A 26,928-nucleotide genomic window follows, 5' to 3' on the forward strand; every position below is an offset into this window, starting at 1 on the left:
GTCGAAACGTTTGACGAAACGTCCGGGCACACCGCTGGTCGAGCTTCTTCCCCCATGGTTGAAGCAGGCGGCATCCCCGATTGGCCGTGGTCATTGAAGCATCCGGCGGAAGCGGCGCATTCAGGGATTCGAGAGGGCTTCAGAGACCGGAAGTTTGCAACTGCACTTCACCTTGCAGGGGCACGGGAATGGCCGGAATCGTCCTTCTACCGCTTCTGCGGTTGTACGGAGGCACGTGGAACGGCAGCCGCGCGCGGGCGAGGTGACCGGGGCGGGGGGCGGCCGGTGGGGCGGCCGGGAGGGTGCGGGGGATTCCCGTCTGACCGGTCGGTATTCGGGGGTTCCCGCTCCCGTGGGGAGGAAATACCGGCCGGACTTCCTGCTGTCGTCCGTGCCGACGGTGCCGCCCGAACCGGACGGGCGGGGGAATTCCCCATCGCGGGGTCAGTTGAACTCCATGGAGGGGAAGTTGGGATTTCTGCCCGGGATTCTCAGGGGTTCGGCGGGGCGTTCCGGATGCCGGGCCGGAAGGTGTCCGGAACGGCCCCGCCGGGTGCGGGCGATCCCGGGGCGCGTCAACGCCCCGTGGCGGGTGGGGCGGTGGCGGATGTGCCCGGTGGCTTGATGGTGATGGAGCGGGAGGAGGCCGGAACGTCTGCCTCCTCAACCGGGCTGGCGGCCGCCCGGCCTTCGGCTTCGGGGGTGGACCCTCCGGCTCCGGTGGGAAGTGTTGTTGAAGCCGATACCGTTCGCTGGCTCAAACGAGACGTCCCGGTCGGTTTCGCCGGGTGGCGGGGCGGACGGGTTTTCGAGAAAGTGCTGTGCGGTGCGTCACATTCGAGTTCAATGGTCTGACGTGCGGCCATGGCGGACACGTCCTGCGGGGGGTTCGGGATGAGTGTTTCCACGAGCAGGGGGACGACCGACGCCCTCGGCCCCGATCCGTTTCCCGGGTCCGAGCTGCTGGCCGCCCTGCTCGACGGCATGGACGCGGCGCTCTGCGCGTTCGACGCGTCCGGCACCGTCACCCACTGGAACCGCGAGGCCGAGCGCATCCTCGGCTGGTCCGCGCAGGAAGCCGTGGGGCGTACGGGGTTCGCAGGCTGGGCGGTGCGCCGGGCCGACGCGGACGAGGTGCAGGCGCGGCTGATGTCGGCCATGGACGCGCCGGGGCGGCAGGTGCACGAGTTCGCGCTGCTGCGCAAGGACGGCGGCCGGGTGCTGGTGCGGACCCAGTCCGCCGGGGTGCGCGGCGCGGAGGGGAAACCGGCCGGGGTCTACTGCGCGTTCAGCGAGGTGCACGCCCAGATCGACCTGGAGCGGGCCATCGCGCTGAGCGAGGCGCTGCTGGAGGACGCGTCCTGGGGCGTGGTGCTCGTCGACGTCGACCTCCGCCCGACCGTCGTGAACGCGTACGCCTCCCGGGCCCTCGGCGGCGGCCGGACCACCCTGCTCGGCCGCCCCCTCGGTGAGCTGGTGGTCCAGGGCGTCGAGGAACTGGAGGCGGCCCTGCACCATGTCCTCGCCGAAGGCGCGCCGGGCGCCCCGGCCGAGATGTGGGTCACGCTGCGTACGGCGGAGGGCGAGCGCCGCCGGTGCTGGCGCAGCGGGTTCCTGCGGCTGGCCTCGCCGCTGACGGAGGAGCCGGTTCCGCTCGGGGTCGGCTGGCTGTTCCGGGATGTGACGGCGACGAAGCTCGCGCAGCAGGAGGCGGACCGCCTGCGGTTCCGGACGAGCCAGCTGCACCGGGCGGGCCGTACGGCCTCCGAGTGCGAGGACCCGATGGAGGCGGCGACCTCCCTGCTCGACTTCGCGCTGGCCGGGTTCGCCGACCACGTACTTCTCGATCTGACGGCGGCTGACACGGCGTCGGGCGGGCCGGTACCGGGTGGGGGAGCGGCGGGCGACTCCGCGGCGGGCGGGCGCCTGGTGCGTACGGCCGCCACCCCCTCGGACGCGCCCGGCCCGTGTCTGCCGGTCGCGGGCGGCTCCCTCCCGGTCCGGTACGGGCCCGGCCACCCGGCCCTCCAGGCCGTCGAGCGCACCGGCTCGGTCCGTACGAGCGCGGGCGCCGGGAACCCCGGAGCGGCGGCGGCCTGGGCGGCGGAGCGCCGCTGGCCCGGGGACGCGGCCCACGCCCTGTGCACGGTGCTCCGGAGCCGGGGGCGGACGCTGGGCGTGCTGACGTTCCTGCGCGCGGCGAACCGGGCCGCCTTCGAACGCCCCGACACGACATACGCGGAGACGGTGGCGGCCCGGGTCGCGGGAGCCGTCGACCTGGCGCGGGCGGTGGGGCGGCCGGCCGACTGAGAGAGCCTTCCCGGCAGGACGGTCTGGGCAAGACCGTCCGGGCGGCAGGCAAGGCCCGGCCGCCCGGTCCGCCGACGCTCAGTCGATGCTCAGCTGAACATGTCCCTCCGGAGGGCGATGATGCGCCCGGCTTCCTTGACCCTCTCCGGTCCCAGCGGGAAGTTCTGGAGGTAGGCGGTCATGGCGACCGGGTCCTGGACCGACAGCAGGAACTCGGCCGTCTCCTCCCTCCTGACCACGTCGCGGAACTCGCTCTCGGTCAGGGGCGTCACGCCCGGAGCCGTCGAATCCATCTGCTCGATCCCCACGATGTCGTAGGGCGCGCTCTGCTTCGCGATCCAGCCCTTCTCGGAACCCGTAGCCCCCTTCGCCAGGTACTTCCGCTTGATCCGGATGGTGAGGACGTATCCGTACCGCGCCTCCGCCGCGAACTTGGCCGCTATCGCGGGGTCCGTGGAGAACTCGATCAGCTTCGCCGTCTCCTCGTCGCGGGCCTGACTCACATAGCCCTGGACGTGCTCGGGGTCGGGCCGGGTGGCGTTCTCGTCGGGCGCCGCGACCATCTTCGGGAGGCTGATGAACGAGCCGCGGATGATCTCCTTCTGGAGGTGCTTCCGCTGTGTGGGCGTCACGCCGCGCTTCAGGATGACCTCCTGTTCGCTGTCCTCGGGAAGCTGCCCGATGGCGTCCTCGGCGCTGACCGCCAGCGCCGGGTCCGCCAGGTCCCCCGGAGTGATCCGCCGCCCGGCCGGGGCGGCCTCCGACTGCCCCGGGTCCTCCATCATCCGCTGGACGGGTCCGTGGGAGCTGTTCGCCGTTCCGCGCGGGGCCGTGACGGAGGGGGCGGTACGCGCCCCCGCGGCGTAGGCGGCGCCGTCCCTCTCGGCCGCCCGCTCGGAGCTCTGCCCCGGGTCGGTGACGGTGACCCCCGCGCCGTTGCTGTGGCCCGTCTCGGGCAGGCCCTTGAGGTTCTTGTCGACGTGGCTCAGCTCGTGACCGATCACCTTCTGGTCGCTCGCCGCCCCGGCGGAGAGGAAGATGTGATGGCCGACGGTCATGGCCTGGGCCCCCATCGCCGCCGTGGCGCGCTGGGCCACCGCGCCGCTGTGGACGCGGGTGGAGGAGAGCGCGTCGTTCCGGTAGAAGGCTCCGGCCTTCGCCGCAACCGAGGAAGGCAGCGGAGCGCTTGATGAGTTCATGGCGGCGGCCAGCAGCGCGCTCTGCCCTTCCGGGCTGGTGTCCCGCACCTCGCCGTGGACGTGCTCGTCCTCCGCTCCCCGCGCGGCGTCCGTACCGCCCGGGGAGCGCTGCACCTGGGACTCCCGCGACGGATGCCCGCACGCGGGACCGTGCTGATGCCGGTCCTGCGCTCCCGGGTGGCCCGCCTTCCGCAGCATCGCGACCACCACCTGGTTCCCGGCACTGCTCTGTAAACCGGGCAGCCGTTGCACGGTGCTTCCGGTAGGTCCGGGAGCCGCCCGCGGGCGCCGGGGCGCCTGCGACTTCCCTGCCGCGGTGTTGTCCTCACGGGCCAGTCCCATACGTTTCCCTCCGGCGGTCCCAGTCGTACCAACTTCCTTACGCTCGCACGGAGTACGGGAACACCCCCAGGGCCTCGGGGGCAGAATCGCGGCACTTCGGGGTTCCCGGGCGGGCGCACCGGGGAGAACTGGCCGCCCCTCCCGGCCCGGCTCCCCACCCCTGCCGGGCCCCGCCCTCACGCCGCGTGCGGGGCCAGGGCCGGGGAGAGGCGGGACGCCCGTACCCGCCGGGTGGAGGCCCGCCTGGGGCGAGGCCCGCCCGGGTGGCGCTGCGGACGTGCGAGGGCGGCGGGATCAGCGGCGCTGTGCGGGGCTCAGCGGCGGTTCGTGGAACAGCGGTGGTGCGCGGGGGATCAGTGGCGGTAGAAGATCCGCTCCCGGTACTCCGTCATGACCCGGCCGTTCCAGTCGTGGCCGCCGTCGACGTTGGCCGAGCGCAGGAGCGGCGGCTCGATGCCCCGCGCCACCAGCTGCTCGGCGGCGGCGGCCAGCATCGCCTGCATGATCGCGCTGGTCACCACCGTGGAGGCGGGGGCGAAGGGGGCCTCGATGCCGGGGGCCGTCAGCTCCGCGTCGCCGATCGCGATCTTGCTGTCCAGCACGATGCCGCAGTGGTCGCGCAGGAAGCCGCCCGAGACGTGCCGGGAGCGGGTCTGCTCCGCGTACGCCACCGAGGTCACGCCGATGACCGTCAGCCCGAGGGCCCGGGCGTTCTGGGCCATCTCGACCGGGAGCGCGTTGCGGCCGGAGAGCGAGATGATCACGAGGACGTCGCCGGAGGTGGCCGGGCTGGAGTCCAGGACCGCCGAGGCCAGGCCGTCCACCCGCTCCAGGGCGGAGCCGAGGGTGGCGGGCATGACGTCCACGCCCGTGGTGCCGGGCACGGTGAGCAGGTTCATCAGGGCCAGCCCGCCCGCCCGGTAGACGACGTCCTGCGCGGCGAGGGAGGAGTGCCCGGCCCCGTACGCGAACAGCCGGCCGCCCGCCTCGACGGTGTCGGCGATGGCGCTCCCGGCGGCCGTGATGCTCGCCGACTCCTCGTCCCGTACGCGCTGAAGCAGACCGATCGCCGCATCGAAGAACTGACCGGCCAGCTTGCTGTCGCTCATGGGAGGAGAGCCCTTTCGACGGGGTTTGCGCGGGGCGGGAATGGCGGCGCCGCGGATCACGTTGCGGTCTGGACCAGTGGCCTGTCAATAGCGCCTGGCGGCCTCCGTCGCACGGTCTTCGGCCGGCGCGGCACGGTTGTCGGTGCTATGCGTCAGAATTGGTGCAGGGCCATCGCACGACGATTTTCTGTCACAGCATCGAGGGGCACGTATGTCCGGACTGATCGACACCACGGAGATGTATCTCCGCACCATCCTCGAACTCGAAGAGGAAGGCGTGGTCCCCATGCGCGCCCGGATCGCGGAACGGCTGGACCAGAGCGGTCCGACGGTCAGCCAGACGGTGGCCCGCATGGAGCGCGACGGGCTGGTCCAGGTCGCGGGCGACCGCCATCTGGAGCTGACCGAGGAGGGCCGCCGCCTCGCCACCCGGGTGATGCGCAAGCACCGGCTGGCCGAGTGCCTGCTCGTCGATGTGATCGGCCTGGAGTGGGAGCAGGTCCACGCCGAGGCGTGTCGCTGGGAGCACGTGATGAGCGAGGCCGTGGAGCGGCGGGTGCTGGAGCTGCTGCGCCACCCGACGGAGTCTCCGTACGGGAATCCCATCCCGGGCCTGGAGGAGCTGGGCGAGAAGGCGGAGGCCGATCCGTTCCTGGACGCCTCGATGGTGAGCCTGGCCGAGCTGGACCCGGGCGCGGAGGGCAAGACCGTGGTCGTGCGGCGGATCGGGGAGCCGATCCAGACGGACGCCCAGCTGATGTACACGCTGCGGCGGGCCGGGGTCCAGCCCGGTTCGGTCGTCAGCGTGACGGAGTCGCCCGGCGGGGTGCTGGTCGGCTCCAGCGGGGAGGCCGCCGAGCTGGACGCGGAGGTCGCCTCGCACGTGTTCGTCGCCAAGAGGTGACGTGCTGACGCCTTTGGCATCGGCTTCCGGGCCCTGGGCCCGGGGCCCCCGGGTGGGTTTCCGGCGGAATCGCAGCGGCCGGGCGGATCGCGTGCCAGGCTGAGGCCAGGCATATGACCTGAGGGTGCCGGACCGGATGCGGTCGGCACGGTCGGGGAGGGAGCAGGGAATGCGCCCGTCGTACCGGCACGTCCGCCGTTCGGTGGCTGCCGCGGTCCCGGATGCCCTGGTCAGGGGCGGTTCGGCGGCGGCTCCGCCGCTCTCTGCCATCGTTGTCGCGGACAGGGGTCGACCCCGGCGCCCGAAGGTGCCGGGGTCGGTCCTCCCCTGTGCTGACCCGGAGCCCCGAGCTCCCAGGGTCATTCCCTGCGGACCCCTGTCCCCGAGCGGTCCGCCTCCCGTTGGAGATCTCCCCAGGGGGATCGGCCGCAATCCTCGCCGGGTGTCACTCGAACGTGGGGTGTTGAGCGGCGCATCCCTGTTTTCGAATAAGAGTTCGATAGCCTGGTGTTGTGCGACCACGCGGTGACCGAGGACCAGAAGGGGGTGCCAGGACGATGGTGCGGCGCATCGATGTGACCGGACACGACGGCGTACGCCTCGCGGCGTGGGAGTTCGCGGACCCGCCGAAGGAGCGCGCGGAGGCGGCCGGGGCGGGAGCGGACCGCGCCCCCGGGGTGTTACTGCTGCACGGGCTGATGGGCCGGGCCTCCCACTGGGCGCCCACCGCCCGCTGGCTCGCCGAGCGGTACCGGGCGGTCGGCCTCGACCAGCGGGGCCACGGCCGCAGCGACAAGCCCGCCGACGGGCCGTACACCCGCGATGCCTACGTCTGCGACGCCGAGGCCGCGATCGAACAGCTCGGGCTCGGCCCCGTCACCGTCGTCGGCCACGCCATGGGAGCGCTCACCGGCTGGCAGCTCGCCGCCAAACGCCCCGACCTGGTCCGCGCCGTCGTCATCTGCGATATGCGGGCCTCCGCGCTCGGGGCGGCCTCGCAGCGCGAGTGGACCGACTGGTTCGCGTCCTGGCCGCTGCCCTTCGCCACCCTCGCCGACGTACGGAAGTGGTTCGGCGAGGACGACCCCTGGGTGGAGCGGCCGAACCCCCTGCGCGGCGAGTTCTACGCCGAGGTGATGGCGGAGCGGGAGGACGGCTGGCGCCCCGTCTTCTCCCGCAGCCAGATGCTCAGCTCCCGCGCCACCTGGGTCTACGACGCGCACTGGGAGGAGCTGGCCCAGGTCCGCTGCCCCGCCCTGGTGCTGCGCGGGCTCGACGGGGAGCTGGGCCGGGCCGAGGCGCAGGAGATGGTGCGCGTCCTGCCCCGGGGCCAGTACGCGGAGGTGGCCGACGCGGGCCACCTCGTCCACTACGACCAGCCGGAGGGGTGGCGGGCGGCGGTGGAGCCGTTCCTGGAGCAGCTCGCCGAGGAGCCCCGGGGCGACCGGGAGCCGGTCGCCCCGTAGCAGCCGCCTGTTCTCAGCCGACCCCGTGAGGCTCGCTGCCCAGCGGTGTACGCGATCCACGCGGCGTACGCTCCGCGCGCAGCCCCAGCACGCACCCGGCCACGACGGAGCCGGCGGCCGGCACGCCCAGGCCCGCGATCACCGTGTCGGGCCCCGGGGAGCCGGTGACGGCGGCGTGGAGGAAGGACGCGGCGATCCCCAGCTCCAGCAGACCGAGCAGGGCGAGCAGGACCCAGCGCACCGGGCCCGGCACCCGGGCGCCCGCCGGGGCCGAGGCCAGCACCAGCGCGCCGGCCGCCATGACGACCGCCACCCCCGCCACCGTGGCCCAGTACACCGGCAGCGCGGACCCCGCAGGGGCCGGCTCCGCCGTCGCGGGGGCCAGGAAGGCGAAGGCGAGCTCCATCAGCACCAGGTACAGCAGCTGGAGGATGACGAGGGCCGGGGCGATGCGCCGGTGCAGGACCTGGCTCATCCCTTGCTCACCGCTGTCAGGATCTCCGGCAGCCGGTTCGCCGTGCGCGGTGCCGCGATGCGCAGCCCCGCCCACCCGATGAGGGTTCCGTACGCGAGCCCCGCCGGGATCACCAGCCACAGCGCTTCCTGGCGGCCCGTCAGATGCAGCCAGGCCACCAGCACGATCACCGGTGCGGCCAGTACCAGCGCGGCCAGCATGCCGAGAAGGATGGAGATCCACGCCAGCCCGCCCTGCCCGGGCGCCGCGTTCTTGAACGCCCCTTCCTGCGGGATCGAGTAGGGGAACACCGCCGAGGCGAGCGCCCCCGTCGCCATCATCGCGCCCAGCATCGCGAAGGAGAGGCCCAGCGCGCCCGGCAGGGACCGCCACTCGCCCAGCACCGCCGCCGTCACCCCGCAGATCAGCAGCGTGTACGGGAGCGTGATCAGCAGCAGGGCCACCGCCCGCGCCCGCAGTTCGACGTACGCGTCCCGGGTCGAGGAGATCGTCAGGGCCACCATCCAGAACGCGGAGGTGTCCTGGCCGAACTGGTTGTACATCAGCATGCCGAGCATCCCGGCGGCGACGCAGGCCAGATAGACCGAGCCGGTGCCCTGGACCGCGTTGATCAGGGGCACGATCGCCCCGAGCGCCAGCGACGTCACCCAGGCCGCCTTGGTCTTCGGGTCCCGGACGATGTACAGCAGGCTGCGGTGCACGACCGTCGCCGTACGGCCTTCCGGCAGCAGCCCGGACAGCCCGGCGCGGTCCGACGTCTTCTTCCGGTCCGGCGCCGCGGCGGCCAGCGTGGAGCCGTCCGGCGCGGTCATCAGCTTCACCAGCCCCCGCTGCCACATCCACACCAGCGCCCCCAGGGCCACCACCGTGATCAGCAACTGCGCGACCGCGACCCCGTACGCACCGTCCGACGCCGCGTCCACCGCCGCTATGGCGGAGGCCCCGGGCAGCCAGCGGACCACGTTCGCGGCCGGTTCCAGGGCGGAGAGCCCGCCCGCCTCGCCGAGCCGCTGCGCGCCGAAGTTGACGAACTGGATGCCCACCGCGATCACCAGACCGCTGAGCACGGCCAGATCGCGGCCCTTGCGGGAGTTGAGCAGCCGTACGTTGGCGGTGGCGACGGCCCGCGACAGCGCCACGCAGAGCAGCATCGTCAGCGGGACCGCGCCCACCGCGAACAGCACGCCCGCCGCCCCGTGCGCCAGCGCGAGGACCGAGCCGAGCACCAGGCAGAGGGTGAACAGCGGCCCGATGCCGACCATCGAGGAGACCAGCAGGGCCCGGACCAGTGGCTCGGGCCGCAGCGGCAGCATCACCAGCCGGGTCGGGTCGAGCGTGTCGTCACCGCTGGGGAAGAAGAGCGGCAGCACGGCCCACCCCAGCGCCACGATGCCCGTCAGCAGCACCACGACCGTCCCCGCCTGCGCGTTGCCCCGCAGCAGGAGCAGCCCGAGCACCTGGCCCGCCGCGAGCAGCAGCGTGAAGACGAGCGAGATGACGAACACCGCCCTGCGCCCGCTGGACTGCCGCAGCCCGTTGCGCAGGAGCGTCAGCTTGAGCCGTACGAAGACGGCGGTCAGGCCCGCCGTCGGAGGGACCGGGGCGGCGGTGGTGGTGACGGGGGTGTCCAGCACGCTCATCGGGAGCCGCCCAGCCAGTCGAGCGTGTCGCCGGAGTCCCGGCCGCCCGCGCCGACGAGTTCGAGGAAGGCGTTCTGCAGCGAGGGGGCGTCACCGCGCACCTCGGCCAGGGTCCCCTGCGCCTTGATCCGGCCCGCCGCCATCACGGCCACCCAGTCGCAGAGCGACTCGACGAGCTCCATCACATGGCTGGAGAAGACCACGGTCGCCCCGGACCGGGTGTAGCGCTCCAGCACCCCCCGGATGGTCTGCGCCGACACCGGGTCGACGCCCTCGAACGGCTCGTCCAGGAAGAGCACTTCCGGGTTGTGGAGCAGGGCGGCGGCTAGCCCGATCTTCTTCCGCATCCCGGTCGAGTAGTCGACCACCAGCTTGTTCTGCGACCCCGCGAGGTCCAGGACGTCCAGGAGCTGCGCGGCCCGCTTGTCGACCTCGTCCCCCGGCAGCCCGCGCAACCGCCCGTTGTACGCGAGCAGCTCCCGCCCCGACAGCCGCTCGAAGAGCCGCAGCCCCTCCGGCAGCACCCCGATCCGCGACTTCACCGCGACCGGGTCCGCCCACACGTCGTACCCCGCGACCTCGATCTTCCCCATGTCGGGCCGCAGCAGCCCGGTGACCATCGAGAGCGTGGTCGTCTTGCCCGCCCCGTTGGGCCCCACCAGTCCGACGAACTTCCCGGCGGGCAGCTCCAGATCGATCCCCGAGACGGCGATCTGCTCCCCGAACCGCTTCCACAGCCCCTGTACACGCACAGCGGGGGGCGCGGTCGACGCACCGCCCGCCGTGGCGTCTGTTTCCTCACGTGCATCTGCCCGGTCCGGCATGGCACAGCCTTTCGATATCCCCATAGATGGGGACCACCCTACGAAAGGCCCCTCCGGGCGCTACATTCAGTGCTACAGAGCGCGTGTCCGGGCGTCCGCCGCCTCGCGGGCGCAGGCGTACGCGAGAGGGCTGATCAGTTCGTCCACATCCGGCAGCCAGCGGTTGACGGTGGTGGGCTTACGGGCCCACTGGACCGCGCCCCGGCCGCCGACGCGGGTGGGCGGGGCGGCGATGTAGTGGCCCTCGCCCCGGCCGGCCAGGTCGATCGCCTCGGCGTTCCAGCCGAGCGTGCGCACCAGTTCGGCGGACTTGGCGGCGGCGCCGGGCAGCACGAAGAAGAGCATCCGGCGGTCGGGGGTGCAGGTGACCGGGCCGAGCGTGAGGTCCATCCGCTCCATCCGGGCCAGCGCCAGGAATCCGGCGGCCTCGGGGACGTCGAGGGCGTCGAAGGTGCGGCCCGTCGGCAGGAGCACCGAGGCGCGCGGCTGCTTGGACCACATACGGCGGGCCGCGGCCCCGCTGCCGGTCGCCTGGCCCGCCCAGTCGGGGCGGTCCGCGTGGGCCCCGGGCAGGGCGCAGGCCGCGTCGCCGCAGGAGCAGCGCTCCGTCCCCTCCACCGCCTCCAGCCAGGTGCCGGGGAACACGTCCCAGTGGCGCTCTTCCGCGTACCGAACGGCGGCGTCGAGCAGTTGCTCGCCCCGCTGCTGAGGGACCTGTGCGGCTTCCGTGACTCCGATGGGCTCTTCCACGCACAGCTCAACTCCCGGCATCACCGGGGGTTACGGGCGCGGGCGGAGCGGGTCACGGTGCATCGATCCTGCACGCGGGGCGCATCGGAGCACGGGCGGGGGCGCGCGTGAGGGGGCGGGCCGATGCGGGGGTAGCACCCAGCAGGACCGGGCGATCCGCCCTGCCCGGACGGGCAACTCACCGTTCCCGTACCGAATGCCGATGGAATATGCGCATTTCTTGTGTATGTGACGGGCAGTGATGCTTCCACCGATCACCGCCCATTCGACTGTTCCAGGGGGAAATATGGCAGCAAGGCCACTCGTAGCCCGCCAGCCCAACGAACGGCTCCAGACACTGATCCAGGAAGCCGCCTGTTCCAACGCGGGCCTCGCGCGCCGCGTCAACATGGTCGGGGTCGAGCGCGGTCTCGACCTGCGGTACGACAAGACGTCCGTGGCCCGCTGGCTGCGCGGACAGCAACCCCGGGGCCGGGCCCCGGGCATCATCGCCGAGGCGCTCGGCCGCAAGCTCGGGCGTACGGTCACGATCGAAGAGATCGGCATGGCCAACGGCAAGAACCTGGCCTCCGGCGTGGGCCTCCAGTACGCGCCGACCGTCGCCGGGGCGATCGAGCAGGTCTGCGAGCTGTGGCGCAGCGACGTCGGCCGCCGCGATCTGCTCACCGGCTCCGCCGTCGCCGCCTCCGCCCTCGTCGAGCCCAGCCGCGACTGGCTGATCTCCGGCAAGGACCCCCAGGTCGAACGGGCCGCCGGGGCCCGGGTCGGGATGGCGGACGTCACGGCGGTACGGGCGATGACCACCGCCCTCACCGACCTCGACCACCGCTTCGGCAGCGGCCATGTCCGCCCGGTCCTGGTGCACTACCTCAACAGCGTGGTCTCCGGCCTGCTTTCGGGGGCGTACCGCGAACAGGTCGGCCGCGAGCTGTTCGGCGCGGTCGCCCGACTCACCGAGCTCGGCGGGTACATGGCGGTCGACACCGGTCAGCCCGGCCTCGCCCAGCGCTACTACATCCAGGCGCTCCGGCTCGCCCAGGCCGCCGGGGACCGCGCGTACGGCGGCTATGTGCTGGCCGCCTCGATGAGCCACCTCGCCGCCCAGCTCGGCAACCCGCGCGAGATCGCCCAGCTCGCCCGCGCCGCCCAGGAAGGCGCCCGGGGCCAGGTCACCCCCCGCGCCCAGGCGATGTTCTACGCGGCGGAGGCCCGGGGCCACGCGCTGCTCGGGGACGCCCGGACCTGCCAGGTGGTGATGGGGCGGGCGGTCGCCGCGCTGGAGCAGGCCGACCCGGAGAGCGGGGACGACCCGGACTGGATCACCCACTTCGACCACGGCTACCTCGCGGACGAACTCGCCCACTGCCACCGGGACCTGGGCCAGGCGCCGGAGGCCGCGCGGCGGGCCAAGGAGGCGCTGGCCGCCCTCCCGGAGACCCGGGCCAGGCGCCGGGGCATCGGGCTCGTGCTCCTCGCCTCGGCCCAAGTCCAGCAGCGCGAGGTGGAGCGGGCCTGCCACACGGGGACGCGGGCGATGGAGCTGCTGGGGACGGTGCGCTCCAGCCGGGGCGCCGAGTACCTCGACGACCTCCAGCAGCGCCTCGCGCCGTACGGGCAGGAGCCCGCGGTCCGGGAGTTCGGCGAGCGGCTGGAGCTCCAGGCGGCGTGAGAGCGCGGTGAGAGGGGAGTGACGGGGGCGCGTCGCCGTTAACAGCGTTCCGTGTGTGCCGGGTGTTACCCGGGCTGTGAAGGGGCGGTGAGAGGGGCCACGCGCTTGGCGGAGGCGGGTGACCACCCGATAGCGTGAGCCGACGGTTCCGTTGGTTCACACGTAGGAGTCCCCGGTGACGCAGAGCGGACAGGGCGGCGAGCAGGAGCTCCCCGCTGGACGACCCGCGCACGAAGGTGTCGTGCTGCCCTCCGACGGCGGTGCCCCCTGGACCCCGGGGGCACCCACCGCCGGACAGGGTGTGCAGGGCGGCCAGGCGGTGCCCGCGGGCGGGCAGCCGTGGGGGCAGCCCTGGGGGCCGCAGTCCGATGCCCCGCCGCAGCAGCCGGGGCCGGAGCCTCAGGCGCCGGGCGCGTACGGGTACCCGCAGCAGCCGCCGCAGTCCCAGCCGTTGCCGCCCGCGCAGCCCGGGGCGCCGTACGGGCAGCAGCAACAGCCGTACGGGCAGGGGCCGGGGGCGTACCAGCAGGGCCAGCAGCCCCAGCAGGGCCAGTACTCCGACCCGTACCAGCAGAGCCAGCAGTACCCGCCGCATCAGCCCCAGCAGCACCAGCCCTACCAGGCCCAGCAGCCACACCAGCCCCCGCAGGCTCAGCCCCAGCCGTATGCGCAGCCCCTGCCCCCGGAAGCCGCACCCGGGCCCGGACCGGGGGCTCCCGGTGTGCCCGGCGGGGACGCCGACGCCACCCAGTACATCGCGCCGGTCCCGGCCGGGGACGTGGACGCGACGCAGTACATACCCCCGGTGCCCGGCGGAGCCCCGTACGGGATCAGGCCGGGCGCGCCGGAGGACCGGCAGCCGCCCGCGGAGTTCGACAACCTGTTCCGCTCCGAGGGGCCCGCGGACGCCACCCAGCAGATGCAGTACGTCGACGGGGCCGGGGCCGGGGCCCAGCAGGCGCCGCGTCAGCAGTACGGTCAGCAGCAGCCCCAGCCCCACCGGGCCCAGCAGCCCTACCCCGGCGGCCAGTTGCCGCCCCAGGCGCCGCAGGGCTACCCGTCCGGGCCCCAGGGACCGCGGGGCGGCGGCGGGGCGTCCGAGCCGCCGCTGCGCGACGACGACCCCCCGCGCAGGCGCTCGGCCCACATCCCGCTCATCGCCGCGGTCGTCGTCGGCTGCGCGGTCGTCGGGCTCGGCGCGGGCGCGCTGCTGAGCGGCGGCGACGAGCAGGCGAAGGACGACAAGCAGCCGGTCGCCTCGCAGAGTTCACCGGCGCAGAGCGTCTCCCCCAGCCCCAGCGAGGAGCCGGTCGACCCCGCGAAGCCGCAGGCCGAGGCGTTGGACAAGCTGCTGGCCGACAGCAACAACAGCCGCGCGGCGGTGATCAGCGCGGTCGAGAAGATCAAGTCCTGCAAGGACCTGGACCGGGCGAACACCGACCTCAAGGACGCCGCCCAGCAGCGCCGCGACCTGGTGACCCGGCTGGAGGACCTGACCCTGGACAAGCTGCCGCAGCACGCGGCGCTGACCTCATCGCTGAAGCGGGCCTGGAAGGCGTCCGAGGCGGCCGACGAGCACTACGCCGCCTGGGCCCGGCAGGCCAAGAGGAACAAGAGCGTCTGCAAGGACGGCCAGGCCCGCTCGACCAACGAGACGGCCCGCGCCAACCGGCAGAGCGGCGAGGCGACCAAGGCCAAGCAGGAAGCCTCCGTGCTGTGGAACGCCATCGCGGAGAAGCACGGGCTGACCAAGCACACCCCCCAGGAGCTCTGACCCCCCTCTCCCCGGCCAAGCCCGGCCGGGGCGAGGGGGAGGGGATCAGCCCGGTGTCCGCCGGGCGTCCGACAGGGCCTCCGCGACGTCCACGAACCCCTTCTTCTGGGCGATGAGCCGCCCCTCACGGACCACCTGGAACGTCACCTCCGCGTTGACGATGCGCGGGTAGGGCGAGGTGCCGAGCAGGTCCTTGAAGCGCCAGCGGAGCACCGGGGTCAGCCCGCCGGTGTCGACCTCGGTGCCCCGGTTGAGCGCGGAGGCCACCTTGTTCGGGGTCACCGTGTCGTCCCCGATCGCCCGGACGACCGCCCGCAGCGCCGTGTACGCGATCCATGTCGTCTGCACACCCGTGTCGTCCGGGTCGATACGGGTGTCCCCGAAGGCGTGCTTCCGGATCACCTCGCGCATCTCGTTCCAGCGCGCGTCACCCGCGTCCGGGTACCAGCCGGTGATGTAGGCCCCCTCGAAGGGGCTCTTGCGGCCGCCCGTGCGGTCGATGAGCGGCTGGCTGACGCTGCCGAGCACGGAGGAGATCCGCACCCGCTCGCCCTCCGGCTCCAGTCGGCGGAAGGAGTCGAAGAAGGTCTCCGTACGGGCGCCGAGCACCGCCGTGACGCAGTTGCCGCCCGCGCGCGGCTCCAGGGCCTTCGCCGCCTGCTCGTCGTAGGAGGTGGCGTGCTCCGGGGCCAGGATGTCGGTGGACTCGGGCCGCTGGGCGGCCAGCAGCCCGGTGTTGAGGAGCTGCGGCATCCGGGCGCCGCCGATCGAGTCGGGCCGTACCAGCGAGACCTGCTCGCAGCCGCGCGCCAGCTGCCGTCCGTGGCCCGCCAGAAGCGCCGACTGGCCCCCGTTGACCGGGTACGAGAGGTAGCTGCGGAACTCCTCGTCGGAGGCGCCGTAACCGCCGATGTACGGGACACCGCCGGACTCCAGCACCGGCATCGAGCTCTGCCCGTGCCTGCTGTACGAGCCGACGACGGCGGCCACCTTGCGGTCGACGGCCTCCCGGGCGCACCGCTCGGCGCCCGCCGCCGAGTCGCGCTCGTCGCAGGTGATCACCTTGAGCTCGCGTCCGTCGATGCCGCCCTGCTCGTTGATCCAGCGGGCGTAGGTCCGGGCCATCGCGGGGACGCCCGGCATGCTCACCGCGTCGGCGTCGTCCACCCGGTCGGGGGCCCAGGTCATCACGGTGACGGGCTCCCCGGAACCCCCCGATCCGCCGGGGAGCACGCCACAGCCGGACAGCAGCAGCGCACCGGCCGCCGCCGTACCGATCAGGGAAGGGAAGGGGCGGGGGAAGGCGGTACGTCTCCGTCCGGTCATGGACAGCAAGGCTCGCGCCCCCGGGGTAACTCCACGCTGTGCCGTCTTCAACGCTCGGTGACGTAAAGGTGAATTACGGGGGTGTGCGCGGGCCCGCAGGAGGGGAACGTACGATCGACGACCGTGCAGCAAGGTTCGGAGAAGTCTTCCCGTCACGGCCGTCGCTCCTCCACCATGGGCGTCATGCCGCTCACTGACATGCCGTGGTGGCGCTGGCGCACCAACGTGCGCTCGGCGCTGCACATGCTCTCCGACCCCGTCTTCCACCACGAGTACTGGCTCGCCGGCCGGGAGGGGTACGGGGACGTCACCGACGCCGTGTACCGCCTGGTCGAGGACACCTGGCTCGACAACTGGTCCGCCGAGAAGTACGTCGGCACCATATTCAGGGACTCCGCCGAGGCCGCCGCCGTCGACACCGCCGCGCTGCGCGTCCTGCGGATCATGCACCAGGTCGGCGCGGACGCCCCCGTCTCCGCCTATCTGGAGCACCACGGCTGGCCGGAGGCGGTCCGGGCGGCCCGCGAGGCGCATGTGATGCTCGCCACCAACGACGCCGAGGACCCGGACGTCCCGCCGCGCTCCCTGGACGTCATCCGGATCATGACCAGGGCCGCGTGACGACCGGGGCCGCAGCGTGAGCAGGGCCGCCTGACGACCCGGGCCGCGCGGTGATCCGGGGCCGTGCGACGACCCGGGCCGCATGCTGAGCAGGGACCGCCCGGCATCCGGCCGCTGTGGCACCCTACGGGGATGACCGCACCGCAGCCCGCCGCCGCCCTGGCCGCCTCGGACACCGACCTTCCCGAGCAGTACGTCCTCACGCTCTCCTGCCCCGACAAACAGGGCATCGTGCACGCCGTCTCCAGCTATCTCTTCATGACCGGCTGCAACATCGAGGACAGTCAGCAGTTCGGGGACCACGACACCGGTCTCTTTTTCATGCGCGTCCACTTCTCGGCGGAGTCCACGGTGACCGTGGACAAGCTGCGCGCCAGCTTCGCCGCCATCGGTGAGGCTTTCCGGATGGACTGGCAGATCCACCGGTCGGCGGAGCGGATGCGGGTCGTGCTGATGGTCAGCAAGTTCGGCCACTGCCTCAACGACCTGCTGTTCCGTTCCCGTACGGGGGCGCTGCCCGTCGAGATCGCGGCCGTCGTCTCCAACCACACCGACTTCGCCGAGCTCACCGCCTCGTACGGCATCCCCTTCCGGCACCTCCCGGTGACCAAGGACAACAAGCCCGAGGCCGAGGCGCAGCTGCTGGAGCTGGTCCGCGAGGAGAACGTCGAGCTGGTCGTCCTCGCCCGTTACATGCAGGTCCTCTCGGACGACCTCTGCAAGCAGCTGAGCGGCCGGATCATCAACATCCACCACTCGTTCCTGCCGAGCTTCAAGGGCGCCAAGCCCTACCACCAGGCGCACGCCCGGGGCGTGAAGCTGATCGGCGCCACCGCGCACTACGTCACCGCCGACCTCGACGAGGGCCCGATCATCGAGCAGGAGGTCGAGCGCGTCGGCCACGACGTCACCCCGGACCAGCTCGTCGCGATCGGCCGGGACGTGGAGTGCCAGGCGCTGGCGCGTGCGGTGAAGTGGCACGCGGAGCGGCGCATCCTGCTCAACGGCCGCCGTACGGTGATCTTCAACTAGAGCTCGTACGAGGGCACTACAGACGGCTGAGCGAGGCCGACGCGAACAGGATGTCGCGGATGGCCTCGCGGTCGCCCTCCTGGCCCGCCGCCGCTTCCACCGGCGAGATGTGGCCCGCGACCAGCTGGCAGAACTCCACCCCGTCCAGGGCCACCTGCGCCACCGCCCGCTCGCGCGAGCCGACGGCGGCCGGGGAGTCGAGCGGGATGTACCAGTCACCGCCGCCGTGCCCCTCCACCTCCAGATGGACCGAGCGGCCCGGCTCTCCCGCTCCCACCAGGTCCTTCGCGGGTGCGGCGAGACCGGCCCGGCGGCGGGCCGCGAGGGTGGCCGGGAGCAGCCGGGCGGCCAGGTCGATCATCCGGTGCAGATGGGCGGCGGACGGCGGATCGTACGGGTAGGCCACCGCCTCCGCGATGTCCGTGCCGTGCACCCAGCACTCGAAGGCCCGGTCCAGCAGCGCGTCCTGGAGCGGCAGGGCGAACTCCCCGTACGAGACGGAGCGCTCCCCGGCGTGCCGTCCGGCCAGCGATGCCGTACGGATCAACTCGTGGGTCAGGTCCCGCCAGGGCTCACGGACGGCCCGGGTGGCGGGCGGGTGCGTGGCGGCCCAGTACGTCTCGGTGCGCCGGGTCGGCGAGAGCGGCACCCCGGCGCCACCACCGGCCGCCCCGGCCCCGTCGAGCGGGTCGTCCAGGCCGAGCGCGGCGGAGACCAGCCCGTCGACGGCCATCAGATGGCCGATCACCCCGGCCACCGTGGACCTGCGGCTGACCGCGCGCTCCTCCTCGAACCACCGCAGCTGCACGGGCGCGTGCCAGTCGGCGTCCCCGATGTCCCGGAGCAGCGCGTCCAGCCGGGCGGTCTCGGCGTCGTACGGAGCGGCCCACTCCGGTACCGGGATACGGGCCGGGCGGCGCCCGAGACAGCCGTCCAGCACCCGGCTCCGCAGCCCCGGGTCGAGGTCCAGCGAACCGTCGGTGTGCAGCAGCCCCACCGCGTCCCGCAGCCGCAGCGCCTCGTCCGCACAGGGCGCGCACACGGTGAGGTGATCCTCCACGGCGGCGGTCTCCCCGGCCGAACAGGCGGAGAGCGCCCAGGCACCGAGGAGAGCCTTGAGCACCCGATGGGAGAGCTCCGGGGCGACGGCGGGCTCGCTGGTCATGGCGTGGGGCGGCGGTACGGGGTCGGCGGGACCGGTGACGTCGAGCGGGGCGGTGGCGTCTCCGGGCTCGTTGGCATCGAGCGGTGCGGGTGCGTCCCCGGGCTCGGCAGCGCCGAGCGGGGCGTCCGCAGGCCCGGTCTCGGCGCTGTCCGGTACGCCGTCCCCGGGCCTGGGCCCGGTCTCCGCGCCCTCCGGCCCGCCCTCGTCCACCGCACCCGCATCCACTCCCCGTACGACCCCGTCAGGAACCCCCTCAGGGACCCCACCAGGAACCCCCTGCTCCGGTACGGCTTCGTCCGGTGCGGGCTCTCCCGGCGGTGGCAGCACGGGCCGCTCCACCGACTCCAGGTCGAGGTCGTCCACCGCGCCGCGCGGGCCCGGTATGCGGCGGGCGCCCCGCACCTCGTCGTCGCGCCGGCCGCCCTCGCGTCCGTCGCTGCTCATGGGGTGTGCCCGTAACCGGGCGGTGGGGACCCCTGGGGCGAGCGGGGTCCCGCGGTGGACAGGAGCTGGAGCCCCAGCCGGAGCCGGCGGCGGGCCTCGTCCTCGGTGACCCCGAGGTCGGCCGCGGTCTGCCGGTAGTCCCGGCGCTGGGTGTACGCCAGCTCCAGCGCCCGCCGCAGGGAGGCGGGCATCGAGGAGACGATGTAGTCGGCGCGGGCCGCCGCCGTGGCGCTGCGCACCCGGCGCTCCAGCTCCTCCGGGTCCGGCACGGCACCCTCGCCGTGCTCCGCCGCGTAGGACACGGCGACGGCCCGCCGCAGCCGCCGTACGGACCGGTCGTGGGTGAGCCGGGCCACCCAGGACCGCATCGAGCCCTGCTTCGGGTCGTACGCCTCCGGGTTCTCCCAGACCTGGGCGAAGACCTCGCGGGTCACCAGGTCGGCGGCGTCCTCGTCGTCGAGCATCCGGTACGCCTGGCTGTGGACCAGCGAGGCGAACCGGTCGTACAGCTCACCGAGCGCCGCCGCCTCGCCGCGGGCCAGCCTCTGCTGCATCCTGCGGTCCCAGCGGGGCGGTGCGTCCTTCGCCATGAAACCCCCAGCCCCAAGCCCCAGCCCCGGCACCGGTGCCCCGGCTCCGTGATGGATCGTGATCCAGCCTCTGCCCTCGTTGTCCGAATGTAGTCCGCCGCGCGGTCCGCGCACCTGCCTTTGCCGCAACTGTCCGGTGTAAGGACGAGGGTGGGGCGGCGGTGAGGACGACGGTGAGGGCGGCCGGGGCCCGGCAATTCATTTCGGCCACTCTCGCCGCCCCGGCGGCCCTGAGCAGGGGAAACCGGCCGAAGTGATCATTTCCACCGGAAACCCCCTGGGCCCGGGAGGGTGGGTCGGTGTTTCATGGATGCGCGGTTGGGCAGCCGCGAGGAGGAACGGAAACTTCCGGATTGCCGGAAGCCCCGGAACGAGAGGTCCAGTCGCGTGGCGCTGAAGGTGGACGAGACCGAGCAGGGCGACTGGACCGTGCTGCGCATACGCGGTGAACTCGATCTCGTGAGCTCACCCGTCGTGCGTCAGTCCGTCCACGACGCGGTGGCGGAGGGGCAGCACGACGTGGTGCTCGACCTGTCCGACGTCTTCTTCTGCGATTCCAGCGGGGTGGGCGTACTGATCGCCTCGCGCCGCCTGATGAAGTCCTGCGGCGGCCGACTGCGGCTGATCCTCCCGGCCCGGGGCGCGGAGGACGGCTCGCACGTCAACAAGGTGCTGGGAGCGCTGGGCGTGCGCCGGCTCTTCGACGTCTACCCGGACACGCTGTCGGCCACCGACGAGGAGTGCAGGCCGCTGAGCGCCTGACCTCCACCGGCCGGCCGCCGGGCCGGGACAGGCGGTGCCTCTCCCGGCTGTCAGCCGTACTCCGGTCTGCCCGCCGCGAGCTGGTCCGCCACCGCCCGGAGCCAGCTCTCCGCGGTGAACGGGGCCGGGGGCTCGACCTCCATGCCCAGTTCGCTCACGGCGACGACGTAGTCGTCGTCCTCCAGCCCCAGCGCCAGCAGTTCGTTGATCTCGCCGACCAACCGCGCGGTCAGGTGAGGGTCGGCCCCCGCTCGGTAGTCGCGGATCGCGGCGTCGTGGTCCGCGAACTCGTCGGGCATGTCCTGCGAGAACCAACCGCCGAGGAACTGCCCCAGCTCTCCGAAGCGGGCGTGCCACTCCCAGTGGGTCTGCGGCGTGGCCGGGGGCGGTACCTCTCCGGACTCGATGCTGTGCTTGATGTGGTCGGCCATCTCGGACAGCCAGCTCTGCGTCCGAGACTCGGGGAGTCCGAGGTCGGGCACCGCGTAGAACTCACCGAGCCGCAGCCGGAGGCGGCCCGGCGGGTTCCGTGCGTACTCACGCAGTTGCTGTTCGGCCACGGAGAGGGCCCACGGCCTGGTGTGCCAGGTGTGCCGGAGGTACGCCTGGAGGGCGGGTGGCACGGTGTCCGTCTCCGGGCTCTCGGCGTCCTGTCCGGCGAAGGCTGCGACGACGACGTCGAGTTCGCCGTACCGGCGGTCGAACTCCAGCGGCTTCATGGACACTGCGGCACCTTCACAGGTAGATCGGGTAAGTGGCGTGCACAACGAAACCGTGCGGGCTCGAAGCCTCGCGTCTCAGTGTCACCCGTGCGGCCCGCACGTCCACGGGCTCACGTCCGGCGAACATCATCGCCTGCAGCAGCACACGGCCGACGGGTTCTTCCCGGGACGGCCAGGCGGCCTCGATGGTGAGCCTCGGGCGCGTGCCCTGGGCCAGCCAGCGGTGTACGGCCTGCTCATTGCGCGTGACGACCTGTTGCGTACACCACTGCGCGGTCGCGTGGTCGGGATAGGTGGCGGAACGGGTACGCACGAATAATCCTCAATCGATGGTGAAGCCCCAGAAGACACCGACTTCCGTGGCGGAGAGAGCGATGACACCGCAATCCATGACGTGCTCGGTGAATCCTTCGTACGTTCCCTCCCGGCGGAACATGTCGGCGTGCGGATCATTCCGTGCCGACACCGCATTGGTGAAGAACAGGGAATCTTCTCCGAACCGGTCCAGGACCCCGCGCGCATGAGACATCAATTCAGCTTCCCGGGCGGGGAAATCCGGGATCTCGTCCGTCTGGAACCATTCGCCCTGGAGGGTGACCACGATCTGCTCGGCCCCCCTTCGGGACACCGGGAACACGCCGGTGAAATCGTTCGGCGTGACGGCGCCGAACGGGCCGTTCGGACCTGGGGCGTACGGGGCGCCGCCAGGAGCGGACACCTGCCGCGGCCAACCGCGTGGCTCCGCCGTCGCCAGCCGCATGACGTCGAGGGCGTCGCGCCGCCAGTCGTCGTGTCGCCGCGCGCCCACGGCCGCGAACATCCCTTCCCCGAAGAGGGCGCGCAGGGAACGGGTCCACGAAGCCTCGTCGATCCGCGTCATGTTCCGTACCTCGGTCTCCACAAGTGCGTACTACGGGTGCTGGGTCTTGTCGGTGGGCATCGATGTGAGAACGACGAACGGAGGTGTGCTTCCGGGGTTGGGCCGCAGAACGACCCACACATTGGTCACGTCACGCGCGGCGCTGTCACCCCGGTCCCACGATCTTCCTACGGGGTCGTTCGTCGTCAGGAGGAGCGAGCGCGACGAATTGGGCCCGGGGTTGCCCGCGAGCCAACGGTCGATCTTCCTCTGATTGGACGGTTCGTCCAGAGCCGCCTGAGTGTATCGCTGCGCGTCCGCGAGGGTGTTGAACGTCGAGACGGCTTCGGGGCGAATTCCGGAAGGCCGGACGATCTGCTGATCCCTCAGCCGCTGTTCCAGCTGCTCATCCGTCTTGCCCACGTGCTTGTCCACCACATGGGCCCCGGCCATACCTTCCTGATTCGCGAGATCGAGCGGGTATTTGTGGTTGCTTTCGTCGTCGCCCGCCACGGTGTAGAGCGGATCGTCCTTGAAATCGGTCAGCGCGCGGGCGCCGAAGGACTCCGCGCGTGCCGACTCCGCCTGGAACGTGGGGGCGCTGGTATACGCCTCGTCCAGGGCTGCGTGGAGTTTGTTGAGCTCGTCGACCTGACGGCGCACGCGGTTGTTGTACGCCTCGACCGCCGCGTTCATCGCCGCCTCGTCCACCTCGAGGGCGAAACCCTCCGCGAAACCCTTCCCTATGGTGAGGAGTCCTCTGCCGATGCTCTTGAGATCCTTCATGCCCAGGCCGTCACTGGTGTCGATGTGCGGCAGGGCCTTCATGACGGCTTCGTAGTAGAGCTTGCGGATATCGTCCCGGACGTCCTTCGCGGCGATGGCCCACGCGCCCAGAGCGTCGCTCATGACGTCGCAGGTCCTGACCATCACGTCCATGACGGGGTGGCTGCCGGCCTGTCCCGGCTGCGCGGAGTCGTGTTTCCACTGGTAGCCCTCGCGGCTCTTGCCCCACGCGCTCGTCCCCCAGACAGCGCTGCAGAACTGCCGCATCGCCGCCGCCCACTCACCGTTCGAGCGGTCGGTGTGGTTGTGCACGGCACTGCTGAGGTTGCCGTCCGTGGTGGTGACGACCATGCTCGCGGAGACCCAGGCCACGGACATGTTGTCCAGGCCCAGGTAGTCGGGCAGCGGCATGATCTCAGCCGCCTTGCCCATGCGGTAGGCGTCCTCCAGGAGAGGGCGGATGATCGCCAGGACACCGGCCTCCAACGCTTCCAGCGCCAGCTGGAACATGTCCTGGCTCTGGTCGATGTCCGCCCACTTGAGGTCCGTCACGGGCCCGTAGTCCGGCGGCTTGTCGATCACGACCGGCGGCGGCTGCGTCCGGGCAGGGGCGCCGGAGGGGTCCGTGGCGGCGTCGGCGGTCGCGTAGTTGTTCGCCGTCACGGCGAAGCCGACCGCGGCGCCTCCGACGCTCGCCACCGACCTGGCCCACACCTCGATGAAGCGGTCGCCCACCTTCTTGTAGGCGGTGCTGAACTCCCATGCGGCAGTCCCGTACCCCCCGCAGTCCGGGTACCGGCCGAGCTCGCCCAGGAGCTGGTTGGCCCCCCTGTTCAGCCCGTCCTGGAGGTGCGCCACGTAGCCCGCGAGCGTGTGGAGGGCCATCGGGGTCACGTCGATGTCCCCGCCGCTCTTCACGGGAGGCGGGGGAGGGGGCATGCTCATCAGCCCGCGCCCCATCCCCGGAGCACCGCGGCATGGGCCGCCACGTAGTTGGTCTGCCCGTTGGTGACCACGCCGTGGAGCCACGCCTGTGTCTCCTGGAGCCCGCGAGCGGCTCTGTCCCACTCGTCGAGCTTGTCGATGAACGCCTCGCGCGCCTCCCCCTCCCAGGTGAGGACGACCTTCTCCACGCGGTCGTGCATGGTGTCGACGTTCTCGTTGAGCTCCTTGAGGATCGTCTCCAACTGGCCGGAGAGCAGGCGCAGCGCGGCGAAATCCACCGCGATGCTGTAGTCGCTGTCTGCCATGCGATGTCCTCGTCAGAACTCGTTCAGGTGGCTGGTGGGCGGCGCGGGCGGTCTCGCGGTGTTCGGAGTCGACAGCTTGTCGGCCTCCTTGTCCACATCCACGGCCACCTGGATTTTGCGGAAGGCCGCCAGCGTGTCGAGCTCCTGCTCGGTGAACCCGTCCCGGCTCATCCGGACAGCGGCCTCGAGCAGCTTCATGAGCTCACGGATGCGTACGGCTTCCTTGGCCGCCGCACGGTGCTGCTTCCGGTAAGCCTTCGCCGCGGGGCCCCGCCAACGGGCTTCGATGGCGTCGACGACCGTGTCCATGCGCTGGACCTGTCTGTCGAGGTATCGCTGCATCTCGTCGAGATCATCGGCGAGCTTCGTCAAGCTCCTGTTGCTCACCCGCAGCCCGGGTTCTGCCGACACGCCCGCCCCCATGCCCAGTCACCGCTCAACTGATCAAAGATGCTCTGCTTGCGCACTTTAACAAACCGGAACAGTCGGTCACTGGGTGATCAACTTATCGTGAGGGAGTGCGTTCTCGTCATTCTCCGGCGGTTCCCGCCGCTCCGCCGCCGTGCCGATGCGAGGTTGTCACACAGGAACAGCTCCGCGGTGACACGTGAGCGCCTCCGGCGACGTACGCTCCCCGCATGGACAGCGCAGAGTACGAGCGAAAGATCGCGCACCGTTTCGCCGCCTTCGACCAGGACGGCAACGGCTACATCGATCGCGCCGACTTCAACGCCGCAGCCGCCCGTCTGCTCACCGAGTTCGGTACGACGGCCCGCTGCGACAAGGGCCAGGCGCTCTACACCGGGGCCGAGGCGTTCTGGCAGGGCATGGCGGGGATCGCCGATGTGGACGGGGACCAGCGGGTCACCCGTGAGGAGTTCGTGGGCGGGGCGGTGAAGCGGCTGCGGGACAGTCCCGAGCGGTTCGCGGAGATCGCCCGTCCCTTCCTGCGGGCGGCGATCGCGGTCGCGGACAGCGAGAACCAAGGTGGCCGGGCGTCGGTGGCCTCCGTGGAGCGGGCGCTGAGAGTCCTCGGGGCCGGTGCCGGGATTGCGGGTATCGCGGCCCAGAGCCTGGACACGGACCGGGACGGGCTGATCGCCGAGAGCGATGTGGTGTCCGCGCTCGCCGTGTACTTCACGGTGATCGAGCCGGACGCGCAGTAGTTCCGGGCGCGGGACGTACGGGAGCGGCGCGCCGCTCCCGTACCTGACGTACGCGCTCCTCACCCGCCGAACCGCTCCCGCAGCTGGTACTTGAGCACCTTGCGCAGTGTCTCGTTGCGGGGCAGGGCGTCGAGCACCTCCAGTTGCTCGGGCACCTTGTGGACCGAGAGCCCCGCGGCCCGCAGATGGGCCGCCAGCCCGGCCAGGGTCGGCGTGGGTGCGCCCGGTGTCCGCTCGACCACCGCGCAGACGCGTTCGCCGCGCTCGGCGTCCGGGAGCCCGATCACCGCCGCGTCCGCCACGGCCGGGTGGGTGTGGAGCAGGTCCTCGATCTCCTTGGCGGAGATGTTCTCGCCCTTGCGGATGATGATGTCCTTCAGCCGCCCGGTGAGCGTGAGGTGTCCGCTCTCCCGGAGCCGGCCCAGGTCCCCGGTGATCAGGAACCCGTCCGCGTCGAAGGCGGCGGCCGAGGCGGCGGGGTCCAGATAGCCCCGGCAGACCGCCTCCCCGCGCAGCCGTACCTCGCCCTCCACGCCGTACGGGAGCGGCTTCCCCTGCTCGTCGGTGATCCGGATCTCCATCCCCTCCGGCGGCCGTCCCTCGGTCAGGGCCAGGTGTTCCGGGGTGTCGTCCGGGGCGCCCATGGTGATCATCGGGACCTCGGTCATCCCGTACCCGTGGGTGAGCTGGACCCCCATCTCCCGCACCACCGCGTGGTACACCTCCGGCGGCTTCGGCGCCCCGCCGCCCGCGAGGAGGCGGAGGGAGGGGATGAGGCGCCGGTCCGGGGCCTTGCGCTGCTCGGCCAGGAACATCGCGTAGAAGGCCGTCGAGCCGCCCGCCACGGTGACCCCGTGCCGCCGGTACTCCGCCAGCGCGTCCGGCAGCGCGAACTGCTCGAACATCACCGCCGGGAACCCGTACAGCAGGAGCATCACCGTGTAGTCGGGCCCGGCGACATGCGCGTACGGGAACGCCATCGAGCCCACGTCGTCCGCCGAGAGCTTCAGGGCGTGGGCGAGGCAGGACCCGCCCGCGATCAGCGAACGGTCCGTGTGCAGCACGCCCTTGGGGTCGGAGGTGGTGCCCGAGGTCCAGTAGATCCAGCGGACCTCGGTGCCGGTCGAGGGCTCCGGTGGGGGTGGCAGCGTCGTCGGATCGCCGTCGGGGAGGTCTTCGTACGCCTCGAAGTCCCTTGGTGCGTCCGGGAGTTCGCAGGCGATCCGCTCCGCCATCGCCGTGTGGTCGAAGCCGCGCCACACCCCCGGTACGGCGAAGAACGCGGCCCCCGACTCCCGTAGCGCGAACCGCACTTCGCGGTCCCGGTAGAACGGGATGACCGGGCTCTGTACGGCCCCGAGCCGGGTCAGGGCGAAGGAGAGCAGGGCCGTCTCCAGCCGGGTCGGCAGCTGCCAGGCGACCACGCTGCCCGCCCGCACCCCCATTCCGTACAGCCCGGCGGCGACCCGTTCGGCCCGGTCCCGCAGCTGCCCGAAGGTCAGGGAGCGGTCCTCCTGGAGCAGGACCGGGCGGTCGGGGGTGAGGGCGGCGCGGGCCTCGATCAGCTCCCAGAAGGTGCGGGAGGAACTCAGCGCGTGCGCGGTCGCGGTCACGTCGTTCACGGCGGTCACAGGGGTCCCTCCGAACTGACGGCCAGTCAGATAGTGCGGAGAGCGTAGGGCTCCGCGCCTTGTCGGTCCAGGGGTGCGGGGCTAGCCTGAGTGCCGCAAGCGCATCTGACGG

The 26,928-nt window shown here is 72.1% G+C and carries 26 protein-coding genes; 9 read left to right on the plus strand and 17 right to left on the minus strand.

The annotated features are described in order from the left end of the window. Nucleotides 1–206: 206 nt before the first annotated feature. Entirely contained in the window at nt 207–437 is a 231-nt protein-coding gene (locus B7C62_20780; GenBank protein ARF74394.1) for a hypothetical protein, read from the minus strand. A 457-nt stretch (nt 438–894) separates the two neighbouring features. On the opposite strand from B7C62_20780, the gene B7C62_20785 reads away from it, so the two are divergent. Beyond that, entirely contained in the window at nt 895–2,310 is a 1,416-nt protein-coding gene (locus B7C62_20785) for a diguanylate cyclase (GenBank protein ID ARF77297.1), read from the plus strand. 89 nt (nt 2,311–2,399) lie between these two features. Here B7C62_20785 and B7C62_20790 read toward each other — a convergent pair whose 3' ends face one another. Together B7C62_20790 and B7C62_20795 are read right to left on the minus strand one after the other, a co-directional pair. Further along, nucleotides 2,400–3,851, minus strand: a complete 1,452-nt coding sequence (locus tag B7C62_20790; protein ID ARF74395.1) for a hypothetical protein — start codon at nt 3,849–3,851, stop codon at nt 2,400–2,402. A gap of 353 nt (nt 3,852–4,204) precedes the next feature. Then, a complete protein-coding gene (locus tag B7C62_20795; GenBank protein ID ARF74396.1) occupies nt 4,205–4,960 on the minus strand; it encodes an SIS domain-containing protein in 756 nt (251 codons plus the stop codon). Nucleotides 4,961–5,171: 211 nt separating this feature from the next. Here B7C62_20795 and B7C62_20800 point away from each other — a divergent pair, with 211 nt between their 5' ends. Beyond that, the gene (locus B7C62_20800) at nt 5,172–5,864 is read left to right on the plus strand and encodes a dihydrofolate reductase (GenBank protein ID ARF74397.1); all 693 of its coding nucleotides are present in this window, start codon (nt 5,172–5,174) and stop codon (nt 5,862–5,864) included. A 557-nt stretch (nt 5,865–6,421) separates the two neighbouring features. Beyond that, nucleotides 6,422–7,330 carry an alpha/beta hydrolase gene (locus B7C62_20805; GenBank protein ARF74398.1) on the plus strand — a complete coding sequence of 303 codons (909 nt, stop codon included), beginning with the start codon at nt 6,422–6,424 and terminating at the stop codon, nt 7,328–7,330. 13 nt (nt 7,331–7,343) lie between these two features. Here the strand turns inward: B7C62_20805 and B7C62_20810 are convergent, their stop codons facing one another. The 4 genes from B7C62_20810 to B7C62_20825 all read right to left on the minus strand — a co-directional run bounded on the left by B7C62_20810 (nt 7,344) and on the right by B7C62_20825 (nt 11,040). Beyond that, complete coding sequence (locus B7C62_20810; protein ARF74399.1) at nt 7,344–7,805, minus strand: hypothetical protein; 462 nt, start codon at nt 7,803–7,805, stop codon at nt 7,344–7,346. Beyond that, entirely contained in the window at nt 7,802–9,445 is a 1,644-nt protein-coding gene (locus B7C62_20815) for a transporter (protein ID ARF74400.1), read from the minus strand. The genes B7C62_20810 and B7C62_20815 overlap by 4 nt, the downstream gene beginning before the upstream one ends. Beyond that, nucleotides 9,442–10,269, minus strand: coding sequence for an ABC transporter ATP-binding protein (locus B7C62_20820; GenBank protein ARF74401.1), 828 nt, complete (start codon nt 10,267–10,269; stop codon nt 9,442–9,444). Before B7C62_20820 ends, B7C62_20815 begins: the two co-directional genes overlap by 4 nt. Nucleotides 10,270–10,341: 72 nt before the next feature. Next, nucleotides 10,342–11,040: a DNA primase gene (locus B7C62_20825; GenBank protein ARF74402.1), complete on the minus strand. Its 699-nt coding sequence runs from the start codon at nt 11,038–11,040 to the stop codon at nt 10,342–10,344. A gap of 265 nt (nt 11,041–11,305) precedes the next feature. Between B7C62_20825 and B7C62_20830 the strand changes: the two genes are divergently transcribed. Then, complete coding sequence (locus B7C62_20830) at nt 11,306–12,688, plus strand: transcriptional regulator (GenBank protein ID ARF74403.1); 1,383 nt, start codon at nt 11,306–11,308, stop codon at nt 12,686–12,688. An 805-nt stretch (nt 12,689–13,493) separates the two neighbouring features. Beyond that, entirely contained in the window at nt 13,494–14,462 is a 969-nt protein-coding gene (locus B7C62_20835; protein ARF74404.1) for a hypothetical protein, read from the plus strand. A gap of 45 nt (nt 14,463–14,507) precedes the next feature. On the opposite strand, the gene B7C62_20840 is transcribed toward B7C62_20835, so the two are convergent. Continuing rightward, nucleotides 14,508–15,788, minus strand: coding sequence for a flagellar motor protein MotA (locus B7C62_20840; GenBank protein ID ARF74405.1), 1,281 nt, complete (start codon nt 15,786–15,788; stop codon nt 14,508–14,510). 174 nt (nt 15,789–15,962) lie between these two features. On the opposite strand from B7C62_20840, the gene B7C62_20845 reads away from it, so the two are divergent. Beyond that, nucleotides 15,963–16,409 (plus strand): hypothetical protein, encoded by a 447-nt coding sequence (locus tag B7C62_20845; GenBank protein ARF74406.1) that lies wholly within the window; start codon nt 15,963–15,965, stop codon nt 16,407–16,409. Nucleotides 16,410–16,541: 132 nt separating this feature from the next. Then, the gene (locus tag B7C62_20850) at nt 16,542–17,441 is read left to right on the plus strand and encodes a formyltetrahydrofolate deformylase (GenBank protein ID ARF74407.1); all 900 of its coding nucleotides are present in this window, start codon (nt 16,542–16,544) and stop codon (nt 17,439–17,441) included. A 16-nt stretch (nt 17,442–17,457) separates the two neighbouring features. On the opposite strand, the gene B7C62_20855 is transcribed toward B7C62_20850, so the two are convergent. Both B7C62_20855 and B7C62_20860 read right to left on the minus strand, forming a co-directional pair. Then, nucleotides 17,458–19,050, minus strand: a complete 1,593-nt coding sequence (locus tag B7C62_20855) for an immediate early protein (GenBank protein ID ARF74408.1) — start codon at nt 19,048–19,050, stop codon at nt 17,458–17,460. Next, a complete protein-coding gene (locus tag B7C62_20860; GenBank protein ARF74409.1) occupies nt 19,047–19,640 on the minus strand; it encodes an RNA polymerase in 594 nt (197 codons plus the stop codon). The genes B7C62_20855 and B7C62_20860 overlap by 4 nt, the downstream gene beginning before the upstream one ends. A 387-nt stretch (nt 19,641–20,027) precedes the next feature. On the opposite strand from B7C62_20860, the gene B7C62_20865 reads away from it, so the two are divergent. Further along, complete coding sequence (locus tag B7C62_20865; GenBank protein ID ARF74410.1) at nt 20,028–20,402, plus strand: anti-anti-sigma factor; 375 nt, start codon at nt 20,028–20,030, stop codon at nt 20,400–20,402. 50 nt (nt 20,403–20,452) lie between these two features. On the opposite strand, the gene B7C62_20870 is transcribed toward B7C62_20865, so the two are convergent. From B7C62_20870 to B7C62_20895, 6 genes are read right to left on the minus strand one after another with little or no spacing between them, the layout of a single operon-like run. Next, nucleotides 20,453–21,127, minus strand: coding sequence for a hypothetical protein (locus tag B7C62_20870; protein ARF74411.1), 675 nt, complete (start codon nt 21,125–21,127; stop codon nt 20,453–20,455). A gap of 10 nt (nt 21,128–21,137) precedes the next feature. Continuing rightward, entirely contained in the window at nt 21,138–21,437 is a 300-nt protein-coding gene (locus B7C62_20875) for a hypothetical protein (protein ID ARF74412.1), read from the minus strand. 9 nt (nt 21,438–21,446) lie between these two features. Next, nucleotides 21,447–22,004: a hypothetical protein gene (locus B7C62_20880; protein ID ARF74413.1), complete on the minus strand. Its 558-nt coding sequence runs from the start codon at nt 22,002–22,004 to the stop codon at nt 21,447–21,449. A 30-nt stretch (nt 22,005–22,034) separates the two neighbouring features. Then, nucleotides 22,035–23,687, minus strand: a complete 1,653-nt coding sequence (locus B7C62_20885; protein ID ARF74414.1) for a hypothetical protein — start codon at nt 23,685–23,687, stop codon at nt 22,035–22,037. A 26-nt stretch (nt 23,688–23,713) separates the two neighbouring features. After that, nucleotides 23,714–24,019: a WXG100 family type VII secretion target gene (locus tag B7C62_20890; GenBank protein ARF74415.1), complete on the minus strand. Its 306-nt coding sequence runs from the start codon at nt 24,017–24,019 to the stop codon at nt 23,714–23,716. A 12-nt stretch (nt 24,020–24,031) separates the two neighbouring features. Further along, on the minus strand, nt 24,032–24,430 hold the full coding sequence (locus tag B7C62_20895) for a WXG100 family type VII secretion target (protein ID ARF77298.1): 399 nt from the start codon (nt 24,428–24,430) through the stop codon (nt 24,032–24,034). Nucleotides 24,431–24,657: 227 nt separating this feature from the next. Here B7C62_20895 and B7C62_20900 point away from each other — a divergent pair, with 227 nt between their 5' ends. Next, nucleotides 24,658–25,185 carry a calcium-binding protein gene (locus B7C62_20900; protein ID ARF74416.1) on the plus strand — a complete coding sequence of 176 codons (528 nt, stop codon included), beginning with the start codon at nt 24,658–24,660 and terminating at the stop codon, nt 25,183–25,185. A gap of 59 nt (nt 25,186–25,244) precedes the next feature. Here B7C62_20900 and B7C62_20905 read toward each other — a convergent pair whose 3' ends face one another. After that, nucleotides 25,245–26,816: a cyclohexanecarboxylate-CoA ligase gene (locus tag B7C62_20905; protein ID ARF74417.1), complete on the minus strand. Its 1,572-nt coding sequence runs from the start codon at nt 26,814–26,816 to the stop codon at nt 25,245–25,247. Nucleotides 26,817–26,928: the final 112 nt, after the last annotated feature.

Origin of the sequence: Kitasatospora albolonga (assembly GCA_002082585.1) — a bacterium.
In the GTDB taxonomy this organism is placed as follows: domain Bacteria; phylum Actinomycetota; class Actinomycetes; order Streptomycetales; family Streptomycetaceae; genus Streptomyces; species Streptomyces stephensoniae.